Raw genomic sequence first — 17358 nt, forward strand, 5'->3', positions numbered from 1 at the left:
CTTTGGACCGAAAAACATTATATGGTTTGACTTGTTATTTGTTTTTTCTTTCTTTTTTTATGAGATGTTACCTTTTGAAAAAAGTATAAATACATTGATTACTTTACTTTTTGCTATTGTGATTTTGAGTATCATAAATATCAAGTTTTTTATACCAGTGTGGAGGACACCAAAGTTTTCAGGCAAATAATGTTTTGAATTAACCCTTTTAGGTATATATCGTAATCGGGCGCGATTCCGTAAGAAGGATTTGGTCATACGTCTAATTAGTAATTAACCAATTAGAACTGTATAATATAAGGTAAGATTATACTGATAAAAGGGGTTGTTTATATGAAGGCATTGGATCTTGACTCGAAAGAATTTAGACGAGTGATGCATAATCTTCATCTCGAAAATTTAAAGATTTCTTCTGATATGCAGGAAAAAGTCTTAGAACTCATAAATACAAAGACTTCAATTACCCCTACTTTAATTAAGGATATATTGCGGCATGGGAAAGTATAATGATAAAGAAAATGATGATTACCTAATAAAACACAATTTATTGGAGATTAACTCTCATAAAGAACTTGAAAGAGCAGAAGCATTAGCATTTACTCTTCGTGCAATGGCGTTAGAACAAAACGATTTCATATTCGAATCATTTACCTTGAAAAAGTTTCAAGAACTGCATCATTACCTATTTCAAGATATCTACCCGTTTGCAGGCGACTTTAGGGATGTTCAACTCATGAAAGGTGCTACTCGTTTCTGTCAAGTTCGATTCTTGAATAGCTATGCAAGTAACTTGTTTATGGAGTTAAATGAAGAGCCTCTTTGGAATTCATTGAATGAAGCTGCGGATCGTTTAGCTTACTTTAAAGCAGAATTAAATATGTTGCATCCTTTTCGTGAAGGGAATGGTAGAACTATCCGGATTTTTCTACATGCTTACGCAATTAGTAGAGGAATTGAGTGGTCGTATGAAACGCTGGAGAGTGAAAAGTATCTGCATGCTATGATTCAATCTGTCACTGATTTAAAGTCACTAAGAGAAGTATTCTTGGAAACGATTCAATACATTGGATAATATAACGGGCACTGATCTTTCACACAGATTAGTGCCCGTATTTCATATTAGGAGTTTACTATTAATCGGACTATTTGTAGTGTCTTTTGCAGGAAGTCTTCGGATAGTTCAGGGTGAAATGTAAGCTGCATGTTAAATATTCGGGGCGCGATTGTTGGAGAATATACAAGGGCTTCACAATAATTTATGGATCCTAATATTTATCCTAAACAAACAAGTTATTTTAATCCTATTCTCGTAAAAGACTATTCTGCATGTATGATAAAGCTTTGGCGTGTTCATCCTTACCGTGAGGCAAACACAAAAACTTTTTCAATTTTAATGAAGCTATTTGCAGAAGCACGTATGCTGAATTTCAATGTTCAACTACTTTAACAATCTGCAAGATATTTGCGAAATGCATTCGTTCTTGTCACAATAGAAGAAACTCAGAACCACAATACCTATTGAATATGATGTAGGATGTACTACTAGATGTAGTCGATTTCAATATAAAAAATACAAAAGTGAAAATTCACTTTTGTATTTTTTGTACTCACTTTATTTTCTTGGTGCTTAATTTCGAAAAACTAGTTTGGTCGTAAAACTTAAAACTTAAGCCTAACAATAATCGAGGGGGCGATTGTTGAAGATGGATTTGCACCGTTTAGTATAGTAAAAAGACATAGTGTATATAAATTCAATGTTATAATTCTGCTGAGAAGGTTTTTATTCTTCTATATCAAACAGTATAGAGGGCAGGGATGAACTTTCCTGATAAGCCAAAGAGATTATAATAGTTCAAAAAAGTATACATAAAGCTTTGCTAATGTGTGGGGTAGTGGCATACTGGCAAATAGGTATTTTAAATGCAGCTGATTAAAAAGATGGTAAGGAGATAAAAGCAATGACATACGCATTAGAAATTAAAGACTTAAAAAAAGTCTATACTGGGGGTGTCGAGGCTTTACGTGGCATCGATTTAAAAGTGAAAGAAGGCGACTTTTATGCTCTCTTAGGTCCTAACGGTGCCGGCAAATCTACGGCCATCGGGATTGTGACATCCCTCGTCAATAAGACATCTGGAAAAGTTAAAGTCTTCGGCTATGATATGGACACACAGTTAATGCAGGTCAAGCTGCAAATCGGTCTGGTCCCTCAAGAGTTCAACTTTAATCCTTTTGAAACGGTCCAGCAGATTGTTGTGAACCAGGCAGGTTATTACGGCGTGCCAAGAAAAGAAGCGTTGAAACGCAGTGAAAAGTACTTGAAGCAATCTGATTTATGGGAGAAAAGAAATGTTCGGGCACGGATGCTTTCTGGAGGGATGAAACGTCGACTGATGATCTCGCGCGCCTTGATGCATGAACCGCGTCTGCTTATTCTTGATGAACCGACGGCCGGTGTGGATATCGAGTTGAGGAGAGAGATGTGGCTGTTTCTGAAAGAGTTGAATGCAAACGGCACGACAATTATTCTGACGACACATTACTTGGAAGAAGCGGAGACGTTATGCCGCAACATTGGTATCATTCAAAAAGGGGAACTGATTGAAGATACCAGTATGAAATCATTGCTGGCCAAGCTCCAGTTTGAAACAATTATTTTAGAAATCGAATCTTCAGGAAGAATTCCGGTGATTGAAGGCTATAACAGCGAACTTGTGGACGAAGCAACCCTTTCAGTGGAGATAGCGCGTGATCAAGGAATCAACGAAGTGTTCAATCAACTGTCAGAACAGGGGATTAAAGTGTTGTCCATGCGCAACAAGTCCAACCGATTAGAAGAGTTATTCTTAAAAATTACAGATGAAAACCGCGTAGTGGAGGATGTCCATGTTTAAACTTTATTTTACAGCATTAAGAGGTCTGGCGGTCAAAGAAACGAACCGCTACCTTAGAATTTGGATCCAAACACTGGTCCCACCAGTCATCACAACTTCCTTGTACTTTATCATCTTCGGTAATTTGATTGGGGAACGGATTGGCGAGATGGGAGGATTCTCCTACATGGAGTTTATAGTCCCTGGATTGATTATGATGTCGGTCATCACGAGTTCCTACTCAAATGTGTCGTCATCATTTTTCTCGCAAAAGTTTCAAAAGAACATTGAAGAACTGTTGATTGCTCCTGTACCGACTCATATCATTATCTGGGGCTTTGTGATTGGAGGACTAGGAAGAAGTATTCTTGTGGGGATAATGGTCACAATTATTTCCCTGTTTTTTGTTCCGTTGCACGTCTATTCTTGGGGCATTGTCATCTTGACGCTTTTGATGACGTCTATTTTGTTCTCTTTAGCAGGATTGTTGAACGGTATTTTTGCGCAATCATTTGACGATGTGTCTATTGTTCCTACGTTCGTTCTTCAGCCGTTGACTTACTTAGGCGGCGTGTTTTTCGCCATCTCGATGCTGCCTCCGTTTTGGCAGGTCGTATCGAAACTCAACCCGATTGTATATATGATTTCCGGATTCCGATACGGGTTTCTCGGTGTGATGGATATTCCAATTTTATTCTCTATACTTATTTCAATTACCTTTGTCATTGCGCTTTATGGAGTCAATTGGTATCTGATTGAAAAAGGCCGTGGCCTAAGAAGTTGAGATCTATCAATCCTAGTTACTCTTTTAACAATGAATCCTAAACATAAAACGGCCCACTCATTCAGATGCGAATGAGTGGGCCGTTTTATGTTTTATACCAGTGAACTGAAAGGGTTCTCCGCTCTTATTCACTATTTTGCTTGTGATTCGATAAACGGTTGAAGTATATTCGTTTTTCGTTTCGTTTTGAAAACAAGTACTTTATGTGTCGGCTCGTATTGATTACCGTAAAATGTCTCATCCTTATACGTATGGATTTCTTCATACGTCTGTTTCATTGCTTCATAAGCACTTTGTTCGTCTGCATCTGAAGGTGACCAGAATAGAATTTCAAGATTTGTCTTTTCACCTGTTGCCAAAGAACGACGACTGTAACCAATGCGTTGTGCATGGTGAAACTCCTCACGTGCATAAAAGTTCAATCGTTTAGCGGTATCTGTATCTTTATAATCGACAGGCTCTACTTCTAAAATAATAGGTTTGCCTTTTTCTTTTAGTGAAGCCAAAAGCTTTCGTCCGAGTCCAGCACCACGCGATTGAGATGAAACGAATAGATAATCGACAAAAACGAATGTTTCTGTTTCGACATACATAAGTACGTGATGTGGCCCTTCTTCTTTGATGTAAACATTTTTCTTATCGTTTAGGAGCGCGTCCATATGTGCCTTCGATTTCATTTCTTCAATTGGAAAGTATTCGCTCAATTTTTCGTACCAGTTCATAATGTATATCTCCTCCGTCGGTATTTTGTACCTGGAGCTTTTTGTTTGAAGTCAATCTGGTGGAGAATTTGAGGAAAAAAGAGGTAACAAAAAAGTCCTCATTAACTTGTTTACCCGTATTAGGCATTTCTAAACATCAATGATCATTTGCCAAATTTAAGATTGCTTTTCAATTGCATTCCTGATGTTTATTCATGTACAATCAAGTCAAAGATAGTCAAAGTCAATAACTTGTCACCCGGAGTGAAAGAGGTGAGTACATGCGAAATATATCGGATATTATTGAAGGGTATTTAAAAGCAATTATAGAACAGGAACAAACAGGAACGATTGAAATTAAACGCAATGAAGTGGCTGAGAAGTTCCAGTGCGTCCCTTCGCAAATAAATTACGTCATTAAGACGAGGTTCACTGCGGAACGCGGATATGCTGTTGAATCGAAACGTGGAGGCGGGGGTTACATCCGAATCTTTCGAGTTCAAGCGAATACTCGTAAAGATTTAATCGACCACGTATTGGGGGGCTTACAAGAAGGCGTATCCCAAACAATGGCATTGGATGTTGTTTACCGACTTATTGAAGCAGAAGTAATATCAGAACGTGAATCCAGGCTAATACTAGCTGCAGTAGATCGAACAACGATACGTCAACCGCTTCCAGACCGTGACGATATACGTGCTCGAATAATGGAAGCAATGCTCCTTACGCTTCTATATGAACAACTGGAATAAGATTTGAATTATATTAAATTGAATACGAGGTGGCACACCATGATATGTGAAAACTGTAAAGAACGACCTGCTTCCGTCATCCTGACAAAAGGTTATATGGAAGAGTCTGTTGAACATCACCTATGTGAAAAATGTGCATTTCAATCAGAAGCCTTCCATTTCGATCCCAACCAAGAACCGCTATCCATCCAACAATTTTTATCTCAATGGTTTGGAGGAGCGGATTCGTTTCTAGTTTCCCAAAAGACGCGAGATAATGAAGTAGTAGGTCCTGAATGTCCCAATTGCAAATTGACGTTTCCAAAGTTTTTGGATATCGGTAAGTTTGGTTGTGCGACTTGTTACGATACATTCAGAGGTCAGCTTCCACATGTGTTTGCAAAACTTCACAACGGTCATACGAAACATACTGGAAAAGTTCCGGTATCCTTTAATAAAGTCTATGCTGTGAAACGTAAAATAGAGGAACTACGGGTGAAAATGAACGAGGCCGTCGAAGCAGAACGTTTTGAAGAAGCGGCAACTATACGCGATGAAGCGAATCATTTAAAACATCAACTCGCAAACGAAGGAGGGGATAACAATGTCGACTGAAAAATTCATTCGAAACGAAGTGACGGGTTGGATGGCAGCACACGGCGAGCATTCGGATATTGTTATGTCGACCCGAATTCGACTTGCGCGTAATTTAACGGGATATCTTTATCCAATCGCCTTCACTGAAGATGATGCGATGGCGATTGACAGAGCTGCTACAGGTGTTTTGCTGGATTCAGATGGACCGGATTATACCTATATGAAGATGTCTGAGATACCTTCATTAGAACGTCTTGTACTTATTGAGAAGCATTTAATAAGTCCGCATTTGGCAAATCCCAATCGTCACGGTGCCGTCATTTTGTCAGAAGATGAGACCGTAAGCGTTATGATAAACGAAGAGGACCATGTCCGTATTCAGTGCATTTATCCAGGTCTTCAGCTTGAAGATGCTTATAAAAAAGCGGATGCGGTAGATGATCTTCTTGAAAGCGAACTGCCCTATGCATTTGATGAGGATTTTGGCTATATGACAAGTTGTCCATCCAATACAGGTACAGGAATGCGTGCTTCTGTCATGATGCATTTGCCCGCACTTACAATTACAAAGCAAATTGACCGGATTATTCCAGCAATTTCAAGGTTAGGTATGGTCGTTCGCGGCAGCTATGGTGAAGGCAGCGAAGCACCCGGAAACGTATACCAAGTCTCAAATCAAACAACGCTTGGGAAAACGGAACAAGAAATTCTCGTAGACTTGGGGAATATAACTTCGCGATTGATTGCTCATGAAAGAAAGTCTCGTGAAGTTCTCTTAGCGAAATCGCGGTTAGCGCTTGAAAATAGGCTCTTCCGGTCTCTTGGTACAATTGTTTATGCACGAATATTACAAACTGGAGAGGCAGCACGTTGCTTATCTGATGTTAGACTTGGCATCGATTTGGGTATCATTGAAGATGTCGATGTATCGATCTTAAATGAATTAATGATTTTTATGCAACCCGGATTTTTACAGCAATATGCGGGTACCGAATTATCACAGGAAGAACGCGATATATTCAGAGCGAAGCTATTCCGTGAACGTCTAAATATAGCAGATACATTAAAATCGCTTGAAGAGGGAACACAGGAGTAAGCATCTTTTTTGCTTGAAGCATATCTTTTAGGTATACTAAGGTCAAAGATGGTCAAAGTCAATTTGCAATAAAGGGGATTCAATCATTCCGCTAGAATATGTATATGTAGGAGCATCTTTTAATTTTAGATTTAAAGATAATACTTCTACATGAGTAATAAGATAAATTGAAGAATAAAAGCATTCTTTTTGAAGAGTGATTATAAAGGCTAGAAGGAGAGGACTGTATATGATGTTTAACCGATTTACACAGCGCGCACAAAAGGTATTACAACTTGCCCAAGAAGAGGCAATTCGAATGAAGCACGAGTCAATTGGAACAGAACATATCTTGTTAGGTCTTATTCGAGAAGGCGGTGGCATTGCTGCAAAAGCACTTGAGGCTATCGATGTAAGTTTTGAAACAATCGAAGAAGGCGTGGAAAAACTTGTTGGTTCTGGAACAAAAGACGTCGGCCCAATTGTTCATTACACACCACGTGCGAAAAAAGTAATTGAGCTTTCTGTTGATGAATCGAGAAAACTCGGTCATTCGTATATTGGAACAGAGCATATTTTGCTCGCGCTTATCCGTGAAGGTGAAGGTGTAGCGGCACGTGTTCTAAGTAATGCTGGAGTAAGTCTGAACAAGGCGCGTCAACAAGTCCTTCAACTTCTCGGCAACAATGATTCATCAATCGGAAGTCAAGGTACTTCAAATTCAGCAGCCACTCCAACACTAGATAGTCTGGCACGTGATTTAACGGAAGTTGCACGTGAAGGTTCATTAGACCCGGTTATTGGTCGAAGTAAGGAAATCACACGTGTAATTGAAGTGTTAGCACGTCGTACAAAAAACAATCCTGTTCTTATTGGTGAGCCTGGTGTTGGTAAAACAGCGATTGCTGAAGGACTCGCACAACAAGTCGTTAATAATGAAGTCCCTGAAATACTTCGGGATAAACGAGTAATGACGCTTGATATGGGTACTGTTGTTGCGGGAACGAAATACCGCGGTGAATTTGAAGACCGTATGAAAAAAGTGATGGAGGAAATTCGTCAAGCAGGTAACATTATATTATTCATCGACGAACTTCATACATTGATTGGAGCAGGTGGGGCAGAGGGTGCAATAGATGCTTCAAACATTTTGAAACCATCCCTTGCACGCGGAGAATTACAATGTATTGGTGCTACTACGCTTGATGAGTACCGCAAATATATTGAAAAAGATGCGGCACTTGAACGTCGTTTCCAACCAATTCAAGTAGATGAACCAACTGTAGACGAAACCGTTCAAATCCTTTATGGACTTCGTGACCGCTACGAAGCGCATCATCGTGTAAAAATTACAGATGAAGCAATCGAAGCAGCAGCGAAGATGTCTGATCGTTACATTTCGGATCGTTTCTTACCGGATAAAGCAATTGATTTAATTGACGAAGCGGGTTCAAAAGTTCGTCTTCGTTCATATAAAATACCCCCGAATTTGAAAGAGCTTGAATCTCAATTGGAAGCGATGCGTTCCGAGAAAAATGCGGCTGTTCAAAGCCAAGAGTTTGAAAAAGCAGCATCATTCCGAGATAAAGAGCAAAAGATGAAAGAAGAACTTGAAACAACAAAGTCAGCTTGGAAAGAAAAGCAAGGAAAAACAGAGTCTAAAGTAACAGTTGAAGACATTGCGGAAGTTGTTGCAATGTGGACTGGAATTCCGGTCTCTAAAATTGCTGAAACCGAGTCTGCCAAGTTGTTGAATATGGAAGAGATGCTTCACGAACGTGTTATTGGTCAGGCAGAGGCGGTAACAGCAATATCTCGTGCGATTCGTCGTGCCCGTGCTGGACTGAAAGATCCCAAAAGACCAATCGGTTCATTTATTTTCTTAGGCCCAACAGGTGTAGGTAAAACGGAACTTGCTCGAGCACTAGCGGAAGTGATGTTCGGAGATGAAGACGCGATGATTCGTGTGGATATGTCTGAGTATATGGAGAAACACTCGACTTCCCGTCTTGTCGGTTCACCACCCGGTTATGTTGGATATGAAGAAGGCGGTCAGTTAACCGAGAAGGTCCGTCGTAAGCCTTATTCCGTTATTCTTCTTGATGAAATTGAGAAAGCGCATCCGGATGTATTCAATATTTTATTACAAGTACTTGAAGATGGAAGACTTACGGACTCGAAAGGACGTACAGTAGACTTCCGAAATACGGTTGTCATTATGACGTCTAACGTAGGTGCACAAGCACTGCGAACGAATCGCTATGTAGGCTTTAATTTACAAGATACAAGTCGAGATTACGAAGGTATGAAATCAGCAATGCTTGAGGAATTGAAAAAAGCATTCCGACCGGAGTTCTTAAACCGTGTCGATGAAATGATTGTTTTCCATTCACTTGAAAAAGAACATTTGCGCAAAATTGTAACACTCATGTCGGATGAATTATCAAAACGTCTTGCTGAGCAGGATATTGTTCTTGAACTGACAGATGAAGCGAAATTGAAAATCTCGGAAATCGGATATGATCCCGAATATGGTGCACGTCCACTACGTCGTGCGATTCAGAAACATATTGAAGACCGATTATCTGAAGAGCTTTTAAAAGGAACGGTATTAACAGGCGGAAAAGTCGTTGTTGATGTAGTTGACGGAGAATTTTTCGTAGATACGAAACAAGAGGCGCCAAAGAAAAAAGTAGTTAAAAAAACAGTAACGAAAAAATAATGAATGAGCTGGATAGTCCATTGACCCGAATTTAAAATCGGTGAAAATGGACTGTCCTTTTCGTATTTGGAGGGCGACATGTCAAAAAAGAAGTCAAAGTTCATATGTAAGTCATGTACATATGAATCCGCAAAATGGATGGGTCGCTGTCCCGGATGCGGCGAATGGAATACGATGGATGAAGAAATTGAGTTTGTGCAAAAGGGTCCACGTGGTGCGTTTCAGCACACAGAAAATACCCGTCAAAAAGCAATGCCTATTAATGCGATAGAAACTTCGGACGAGCCACGAGTAGACACTGATTTAGGAGAATTAAATCGGGTTCTTGGAGGCGGAATAGTTCCGGGCTCACTTATTCTAACAGCAGGGGATCCGGGAATTGGAAAATCTACACTTCTTCTTCAAGTATCTTCATTGCTTGCAAATAAAAAGCACCGTGTACTGTATATTTCAGGTGAAGAATCGATTCGTCAAACGAAGTTACGAGCAGAACGGCTTGGGGTTACATCAGATGAACTTTATATTTACGCGGAAACTGATTTGGAACAAATTCACCATACAATCGAAGAAGTTAAGCCGAAGTTCATCATTGTGGACTCTATCCAAACAATTCATCATCCCGAAGTTAAATCTGCACCAGGAAGCATTACGCAGGTGCGTGAATGTACAGCGGAATTAATGCGAATTGCAAAAACACAAAACATCGCAATCTTCCTTGTAGGTCATGTGACGAAAGATGGTCAAATTGCAGGGCCTCGTCTACTTGAGCATATGGTTGACACCGTCCTTTATTTTGAAGGCGAACGTCATCATACGTATCGAATATTACGCAGTGTGAAAAACAGATTTGGGTCAACGAATGAAATTGCAATTTTTGAAATGCTGCAGTCGGGGTTAAAAGAGGTATTGAATCCATCGGAGTTGTTTTTACGGGAAAGATCACAAGGTGGAGCTGGTTCAACAGTCGTTGCTTCAATGGAAGGAACACGTCCTATCCTCGTTGAAATTCAGGCTCTTGTTACTCCATCCAGTTTCAACTATCCGAAACGAATGGCTACTGGACTCGACCAAAACAGAGTTTCTTTACTTATGGCGGTTCTTGAAAAACGAATGGGAATGCTTTTACAAGCACAGGATGCTTACATTAAGGTCGCTGGTGGCGTAAAATTGGATGAACCTGCCATTGACCTTGCAGTTCTCGTGAGTATTGTTTCGAGTTACCGTGATACAGCTGCTGGACTAGCAGACTGTTTTATTGGAGAAGTTGGACTTACAGGTGAAGTACGACGTGTTTCCCGAATTGAACAACGAGTGATAGAGGCGGCGAAATTAGGTTTCGATCGTGTAATTGTTCCTTCCTCAAATCTTGGTGGTTGGGATTATCCAAAAGGAATTCAAGTCATTGGTGTTGAAACGGTTAGTGACGCGTTGAAAATTGCTTTTAGTAAGTAAATAAGACGGGGTTGACCTTGAGGTAACCCCGTCCTTTCTAAACATTTCAAAAGTTAAGGCGTACTTGTCAAGCTGAAACATGGGTACCCTATGTTAAATAGAGCGAGATTATGGGTAAACATGTATAATTAAACTTATAAGGAGGTGGATTATGTGTTGAAAAGAGTAATTCAAATTTCATTTCTACTCGTCGGAGGCACGCTCGGCGTTTTATTCTTACCGCAATTATTCGAATTCTTTTCTTTTACTACAAATCCATGGATTAATAACCCGTATTTATTTGCTATTCTTGGTGCCGCTGTTCTTGCACTTCTTAGTTTTATTCTTACGATGCCCATCGTGAATTTTATTAAATGGATGGAAGAGCGCTTGCTACAAGCACCTATTTTCGACCTATTGTTTGGAACGATTGGTCTTATGGTTGGTTTAAGTCTTGCTTTTCTTGTGAGTTATGTTCTAGGAAGTATTGAGTTTCCTATATTCAAGAACATTATACCAATTGTCTTATCGGTAACTCTAGGTTACTTAGGTTTTCAAGTTGGTTTTAAGAAACGTGAAGAATTAATTTCCGCTGTGCAAACTACGAAAATCTCAGGACCAAAGAAAAAGGAATTTGTAGAGGACGCATCCTCAAGAAATGGGATTATCCATAAAATATTGGATACTAGCGTTATTATCGATGGCCGAATTGCCGATGTTGCAGCAACAGGCTTTTTGGAAGGCATATTAGTCGTTCCACAGTTTGTTTTAACGGAGCTCCAGCACATTGCAGATTCTTCGGACACACTTAAAAGAACGAAGGGAAGACGTGGCCTTGATGTGCTCAAACGCATGCAAATGGCTGACGGACCAAACATATTGATAACGGATGAGGACTTTGTTGATGTTGCAGAAGTTGATTTAAAACTTGTTCGTCTTGCGAAAAGTATGTCAGGTCTTGTGGTGACAAACGATTTTAATTTAAATAAAGTTGCTGATCTTCACGGTGTTTCAGTTCTGAATATAAACGATCTCGCCAATGCCGTTAAACCGGTTGTTATTCCAGGGGAAGATATGCATGTTGTCGTTATTAAAGACGGTAAAGAACAAAACCAGGGAATTGCCTATTTGGACGATGGTACAATGATTGTTGTTGAAGAGGGGAAATATCATATTGGAAATGCAATTGATGTAGTAGTGACAAGTGTGCTACAAACATCTGCTGGACGTATGATTTTTGCGAAACCCAAAAATGAAAAGTCTTCAAGAGCACTTTAATTAAACAGAAATAGATTAAGCATAGACAAGGAAGATTAACAGTGGATTATATCGTTATGATGCCGGCAGCTGGAAGCGGACAGCGAATGGGTGCCGGCTACAATAAGCTTTTTTTAATGCTGGGCAATAAACCAATTCTTATTCATACCCTCGAAGTGTTTGAAAAAGACCCTGCTTGTAAGGGAGTCTTTCTAGCTGTTAAGCAGGAGGAACAATCTGAAATACAAGCAGTCCTTGATCAGTACAAGATTGCAAAGGTTTCGAGGTTTGTTAACGGGGGTAGTGAGCGACAATATAGTGTAGCAGCTTGTATTGAATCGTATGATGGGGATGATATTGTCCTTGTTCACGATGCGGCAAGACCTTTTATTCATCAAGCCGTTATTACAGAGTTGGTACGTACAGCTGCAAAATACGGTGCTGCGATTGCGGGAGTTCAAGCGAAAGACACTATGAAGCTTGCGCCTTTGGGTGTTGTTGAAGAGACGGTAGATCGTGAAACGTTATGGATTATACAAACACCTCAAGCATTTCAAATTAAAGTGTTGCGAAAAGCATCAAACCAAGCAAAGAGTGATTCTTTTCTTGGAACCGATGAATCGATGCTTGTTGAACGACTTGGTTACCCCGTTAGAATTGTTGAGAGCACATATGATAATGTGAAGATGACGACACAGGAAGACATTGTCTTTGGAGAAATCCTTCTTGAGAGGCAACGAAAAAGTAAGTTAAAGGAGGGTGACAAATGATTCGAATTGGACAAGGTTATGATGTGCATAAATTCGAAGAAGGCCGACCATTAATTATTGGGGGCATTACAATCCCGCATCACAAAGGGCTTGTTGGTCATTCAGATGCGGATGTACTTTTGCATACGATAACTGACGCAGCTTTAGGGGCTATTGGTGAGGGAGATATAGGTAGGCATTTTCCGGATACGGACGCATCCTTTAAAGATGCAGATTCAGCTGTTTTACTCGAAAAGGTGTGGGCGATTGTTGCTGAGCGTGGCTATAAGCTCGGTAATATTGATTGTACGATTATTGCGGAAATGCCTAAAATGTCTCCACATATTGAATCTATCCGTGCACGTGTTGCCCAATTATTACAAGCGGATGTTACGCAAGTGAATATTAAGGCAACCACAACAGAAAAATTAGGATTCACAGGAAGAGAAGAAGGAATCGCTGCATTAGCGGTTATTCTTTTAACTTCTATTTAGCAGCCGAATAAGTCGTGTGAATAGAAGTTGGCTTTTTGAATTATTTAATAAAAATTAGGAGGAACTAACAAATGACTAAAGAAGTTCGCGTTCGTTACGCACCAAGTCCTACAGGACACCTACATATCGGAAATGCTCGGACAGCAATGTTTAATTATTTATATGCACGCAATAAAGGCGGTAAATTCATTATTCGCATAGAAGATACAGACGGCAAGCGGAATATTGAAGGCGGCGAGCAATCACAGCTTACGTATTTAAAATGGCTTGGTATAGACTGGGACGAAAGTGTTGACGTTGGCGGAGAATACGGTCCATATCGTCAATCTGAAAGAAACGACTTGTACAAAAAACTATACAATGAATTACTTGAAAAAGAATTAGCGTATAAATGTTATTGTACTAGTGAAGAATTAGAGGCTGAACGGGAAGCTCAAAGTGCAAAAAGCCAAATGCCGAAATACAGCGGTAAATGTCGTAATTTGACAGTGGAAGAACGTGCTGCGCTTGAAGCCGAAGGTAGAGAGCCGAGTATCCGATTTGCGGTACAAGCTGGAAAAACGTATACATTTAACGATATTGTTAAAGAAGAAGTATCGTTTGAATCCGATGGAATTGGTGACTTTGTTATCGTTAAAAAAGATGGTATTCCTACATACAACTACGCAGTTGCTGTAGATGATCACTATATGGAAATCACACATGTCCTTCGAGGCGATGACCATATTTCGAACACGCCAAGACAACAAATGATTTATGAAGCTTTTGGATGGGAAGCGCCTGAATTTGGGCATATGACGTTAATTGTGAACGAAAGTCGTAAAAAGTTGAGTAAACGAGATGAGTCGATTATTCAGTTCATTGAGCAATATGAAGAGCGGGGTTATTTACCGGAAGCGATTTTCAACTTCATTGTTCTGTTGGGTTGGTCTCCAGAAGGGGAAGAGGAAATCTTTTCGAAAGATGAGCTTATCTCGATTTTCGATGCGAATCGTTTGTCAAAATCGCCTGCGGTCTTTGACACAAACAAACTTGAGTGGATGAACAATCAATACATTAAAAAATTATCACTTGATCAAGTGATAGAACTTGCACTCCCTCACTTACAAAAGTCAGGTGCATTGCCTAAAGAGTTAACGAACGAACAAACCGTTTGGGCGCATGATCTTATTGCTCTTTACCATGACCAATTAAGTTATGGTGCAGAAATTATTGAGCTCTCTGCCCAATTCTTCAAAGAGGACATTGAATATGATGAGTCATCCCAGGAAGTACTTGCGGGTGAGCAAGTGCCAGAAGTAATGGCGTCGTTAAAAAAACAACTCGAAGACTTAGAAGTATTCGATGCTGCATCCATTAAAGGTGCCATTAAAGCTGTTCAAAAAGAAACGGGGCATAAAGGGAAGAATTTATTTATGCCAACTCGTGTCGTAACAACAGGGCAAACAAATGGACCTGAATTACCTGCAGCGATTGCGCTTATTGGTAAAGCTAAAGTAATCGAGCGCATAGCGAAATACGCCGCTCAGTAACATACCGTTGACATTAAACTGTGAGCATGTAAAATGAAAATAATTAGTAATTTCATGACCTGTATTTTGGGTCCTAAAGCTTTGATAAGGAAAAGTACGCATTATAAGCACCCCAGAGAGGATCATCACCGGCTGTAAGTGATCCGTGCCACTGTATTGCGGAAATGCCCCTTTGAGTGCCGTGCCGAACTTTTAGTAGGCTGGACGCTTCGCCAGCGTTAATAGGCGTCGAGCGGGAAGGTGTCGAAACCTTTCAAGCGGAGTGGAACCACGTATTCAATGCGTCTCTGTCATTTTAGACAGGGGCGCATTTTTATATGGATAATTGTATTTTTTAGGAAGGGGAGGAAACAATTGTTTCGAAGAATGAGAGAAGATATCCGTTGCATTTTGGAACAGGATCCCGCAGCCCGTAGTGCGTTTGAAATTGTACTTACGTATGCAGGAATTCATGCGTTATGGTCGCATCGAATTGCACATGCTTTATATAAGAAGAACCTTCTATTTTTGGCTCGTTCTGTATCGCAAATTAGCCGCTTTTTTACAGGCATTGAAATACATCCTGGGGCGAAAATAGGCCGACGATTTTTCATCGACCACGGAATGGGAGTAGTCATTGGAGAAACATGTGAAATTGGTAATGATGTAACGATCTACCAAGGTGTAACACTTGGCGGAACCGGGAAAGAAAAAGGGAAGAGGCACCCAACCTTGCATGATAATGTACTTGTTGCGACAGGCGCAAAAGTGTTGGGCTCGATTACAATAGGTGAAAACAGTAAAGTAGGTGCGGGGTCTGTTGTATTGAAAGATGTACCTGCAGATTCTACCGTCGTGGGGATACCGGGAACTGTCGTTATTCGAAACGGTGTGAAGGTGAAAGATAAGTACGATCATCACGATCTTCCGGATCCTGTTGCGGACACATGTAATCGACTTGAGAATGAAATTAAACAGTTGCAAAATCGGCTTGACCAATTAGAGAAAAAAGATACGAAAGGGGATTTATTATGACTATTCAAATTTACAATACATTAACTCGCCAGAAAGAGCCTTTCATACCAATGGAGGAAGGCAAGGTGAAAATGTATGTATGTGGTCCAACTGTTTATAATTACATTCATATCGGTAACGCACGACCGGTTATCGTCTTTGATACCGTCCGACGTTACCTTGAATACACAGGTTTTGATGTAACATATATATCAAATTTTACTGATGTCGATGACAAGATTATTAAAACAGCAAATGAACTTGGTGAAGACGTAAGCGAATTAACAGAGCGTTTTATAAAAGCCTATTTTGAAGATGTTTCTGCACTCGGATGCTCGAAAGCTGACGCGCATCCGAGAGTGACAGACCATATTGAGGACATCATCGCTTTCGTTCAAGTGCTTATTGAAAAAGGGTTTGCTTACGAATCACAAGGTGATGTCTATTACCGAACGAAGAAATTCGAAGGGTATGGAAAGCTTTCGAATCAATCAACAGATGAATTGATTGTAGGAGCTCGAATTGAAGTTGGAGTGAAGAAAGAGGACGCACTTGATTTTGTTCTATGGAAAGCTGCAAAAGAAGGCGAGATTTCATGGGATAGTCCTTGGGGTGCTGGACGACCGGGTTGGCATATTGAGTGTTCAGTAATGGCACGTGAGCATCTTGGTGATACGATGGATATCCATGCGGGTGGTCAGGATTTAGCATTCCCGCATCATGAAAACGAAATTGCCCAATCTGAAGCAATGACTGGAAAACAGTTTGCACGCTATTGGATGCATAATGGCTATATTAATATTGATAATGAAAAAATGTCGAAATCACTCGGAAACTTTGTCCTTGTGAATGACATTCGAAAAAAGATAGATCCACAAGTACTGCGTTTCTTTATGTTATCAGTTCATTACAGAAATCCCATTAACTTTTCAGAGGACTTAATTGAAAGTGCGGAGAACGGACTTTTACGAATTCGTACGGCTTATAACAATTTGCAATATAGACGAAATGCTTCGGCAAATCTAGGAGATCAGAAAGACATTTGGTTCCACAAAGTGGATAAATGCAAAGTTCAATTTGAAACGGCTATGAATGATGATTTCAATACAGCAAACGCTATTGCGGCAGTATTTGAACTCGCTAAACTTGCGAACGTTTACCTTCTAGAAAAGAATACAGAAACAGAAGTTATTGAGCATTTTGTTGCAATGCTTGAAAAGTTAATGTCGGTTATTGGCTTAACGTTAGATAATGAGTCGAATCTTCTGGATACAGACATTGAGACTTTGATTGAAGAACGTTTAGAGGCGCGTCGTACGCGTGATTTTAGTCGTTCAGATGAAATACGTGATGAGTTGAAAGCTCAAGGTATCCTCTTAGAAGATACAGCACAAGGCACGCGCTGGAAGAGGGGCTGAA

Annotated in this window: 15 protein-coding genes and 1 other annotated feature; of the genes, 14 read left to right on the forward strand and 1 reads right to left on the reverse strand. The window is 40.1% G+C overall.

Annotated features, from left to right (window positions below; all coding sequences use genetic code 11):
• Positions 1-493 precede the first annotated feature (493 nt).
• The 3 genes from ACFSFY_RS16855 to ACFSFY_RS16865 all read left to right on the forward strand — a co-directional run bounded on the left by ACFSFY_RS16855 (position 494) and on the right by ACFSFY_RS16865 (position 3657).
• Complete coding sequence (locus ACFSFY_RS16855) at positions 494-1072, forward strand: Fic/DOC family protein (protein ID WP_381540095.1); 579 nt, start codon at positions 494-496, stop codon at positions 1070-1072.
• 886 nt (positions 1073-1958) lie between these two features.
• Positions 1959-2894: an ABC transporter ATP-binding protein gene (locus ACFSFY_RS16860; RefSeq protein WP_381540097.1), complete on the forward strand. Its 936-nt coding sequence runs from the start codon at positions 1959-1961 to the stop codon at positions 2892-2894.
• A complete protein-coding gene (locus ACFSFY_RS16865) occupies positions 2887-3657 on the forward strand; it encodes an ABC transporter permease (RefSeq protein ID WP_381540099.1) in 771 nt (256 codons plus the stop codon). Before ACFSFY_RS16860 ends, ACFSFY_RS16865 begins: the two co-directional genes overlap by 8 nt.
• Positions 3658-3788: 131 nt before the next feature.
• Here the strand turns inward: ACFSFY_RS16865 and ACFSFY_RS16870 are convergent, their stop codons facing one another.
• Complete coding sequence (locus tag ACFSFY_RS16870) at positions 3789-4379, reverse strand: N-acetyltransferase (protein ID WP_381540101.1); 591 nt, start codon at positions 4377-4379, stop codon at positions 3789-3791.
• Positions 4380-4639: 260 nt separating this feature from the next.
• Here ACFSFY_RS16870 and ACFSFY_RS16875 point away from each other — a divergent pair, with 260 nt between their 5' ends.
• The 11 genes from ACFSFY_RS16875 (at position 4640) to cysS (ending at position 17357) form a co-directional block, all read left to right on the forward strand.
• A complete protein-coding gene (locus ACFSFY_RS16875; RefSeq protein ID WP_381540102.1) occupies positions 4640-5110 on the forward strand; it encodes a CtsR family transcriptional regulator in 471 nt (156 codons plus the stop codon).
• A gap of 39 nt (positions 5111-5149) precedes the next feature.
• Complete coding sequence (locus tag ACFSFY_RS16880; protein ID WP_381540104.1) at positions 5150-5704, forward strand: UvrB/UvrC motif-containing protein; 555 nt, start codon at positions 5150-5152, stop codon at positions 5702-5704.
• The gene (locus tag ACFSFY_RS16885; protein ID WP_381540106.1) at positions 5694-6782 is read left to right on the forward strand and encodes a protein arginine kinase; all 1089 of its coding nucleotides are present in this window, start codon (positions 5694-5696) and stop codon (positions 6780-6782) included. The genes ACFSFY_RS16880 and ACFSFY_RS16885 overlap by 11 nt, the downstream gene beginning before the upstream one ends.
• Positions 6783-7011: 229 nt before the next feature.
• A complete protein-coding gene (locus tag ACFSFY_RS16890; RefSeq protein WP_381540109.1) occupies positions 7012-9483 on the forward strand; it encodes an ATP-dependent Clp protease ATP-binding subunit in 2472 nt (823 codons plus the stop codon).
• A gap of 78 nt (positions 9484-9561) precedes the next feature.
• Entirely contained in the window at positions 9562-10935 is a 1374-nt protein-coding gene (gene radA, locus ACFSFY_RS16895; RefSeq protein ID WP_381540111.1) for a DNA repair protein RadA, read from the forward strand.
• A 153-nt stretch (positions 10936-11088) separates the two neighbouring features.
• Positions 11089-12192: a PIN/TRAM domain-containing protein gene (locus ACFSFY_RS16900; protein WP_381540113.1), complete on the forward strand. Its 1104-nt coding sequence runs from the start codon at positions 11089-11091 to the stop codon at positions 12190-12192.
• Between the two features lie 41 nt (positions 12193-12233).
• Entirely contained in the window at positions 12234-12941 is a 708-nt protein-coding gene (gene ispD, locus ACFSFY_RS16905) for a 2-C-methyl-D-erythritol 4-phosphate cytidylyltransferase (protein WP_381540116.1), read from the forward strand.
• Positions 12938-13414 carry a 2-C-methyl-D-erythritol 2,4-cyclodiphosphate synthase gene (ispF, locus tag ACFSFY_RS16910; protein WP_381540118.1) on the forward strand — a complete coding sequence of 159 codons (477 nt, stop codon included), beginning with the start codon at positions 12938-12940 and terminating at the stop codon, positions 13412-13414. The genes ispD and ispF overlap by 4 nt, the downstream gene beginning before the upstream one ends.
• Before the next feature lie 71 nt (positions 13415-13485).
• The gene (gene gltX, locus ACFSFY_RS16915) at positions 13486-14946 is read left to right on the forward strand and encodes a glutamate--tRNA ligase (RefSeq protein ID WP_381540119.1); all 1461 of its coding nucleotides are present in this window, start codon (positions 13486-13488) and stop codon (positions 14944-14946) included.
• 72 nt (positions 14947-15018) lie between these two features.
• Positions 15019-15238 (forward strand) — a binding site (T-box leader).
• 62 nt (positions 15239-15300) lie between these two features.
• A complete protein-coding gene (gene cysE, locus ACFSFY_RS16920; RefSeq protein WP_381540122.1) occupies positions 15301-15960 on the forward strand; it encodes a serine O-acetyltransferase in 660 nt (219 codons plus the stop codon).
• Positions 15957-17357, forward strand: coding sequence for a cysteine--tRNA ligase (cysS, locus tag ACFSFY_RS16925; RefSeq protein ID WP_381540124.1), 1401 nt, complete (start codon positions 15957-15959; stop codon positions 17355-17357). The genes cysE and cysS overlap by 4 nt, the downstream gene beginning before the upstream one ends.
• Position 17358 lies beyond the last annotated feature (1 nt).

The organism is Sporosarcina siberiensis (assembly GCF_042681925.1).
GTDB classification, from domain to species: domain Bacteria; phylum Bacillota; class Bacilli; order Bacillales_A; family Planococcaceae; genus Sporosarcina; species Sporosarcina siberiensis.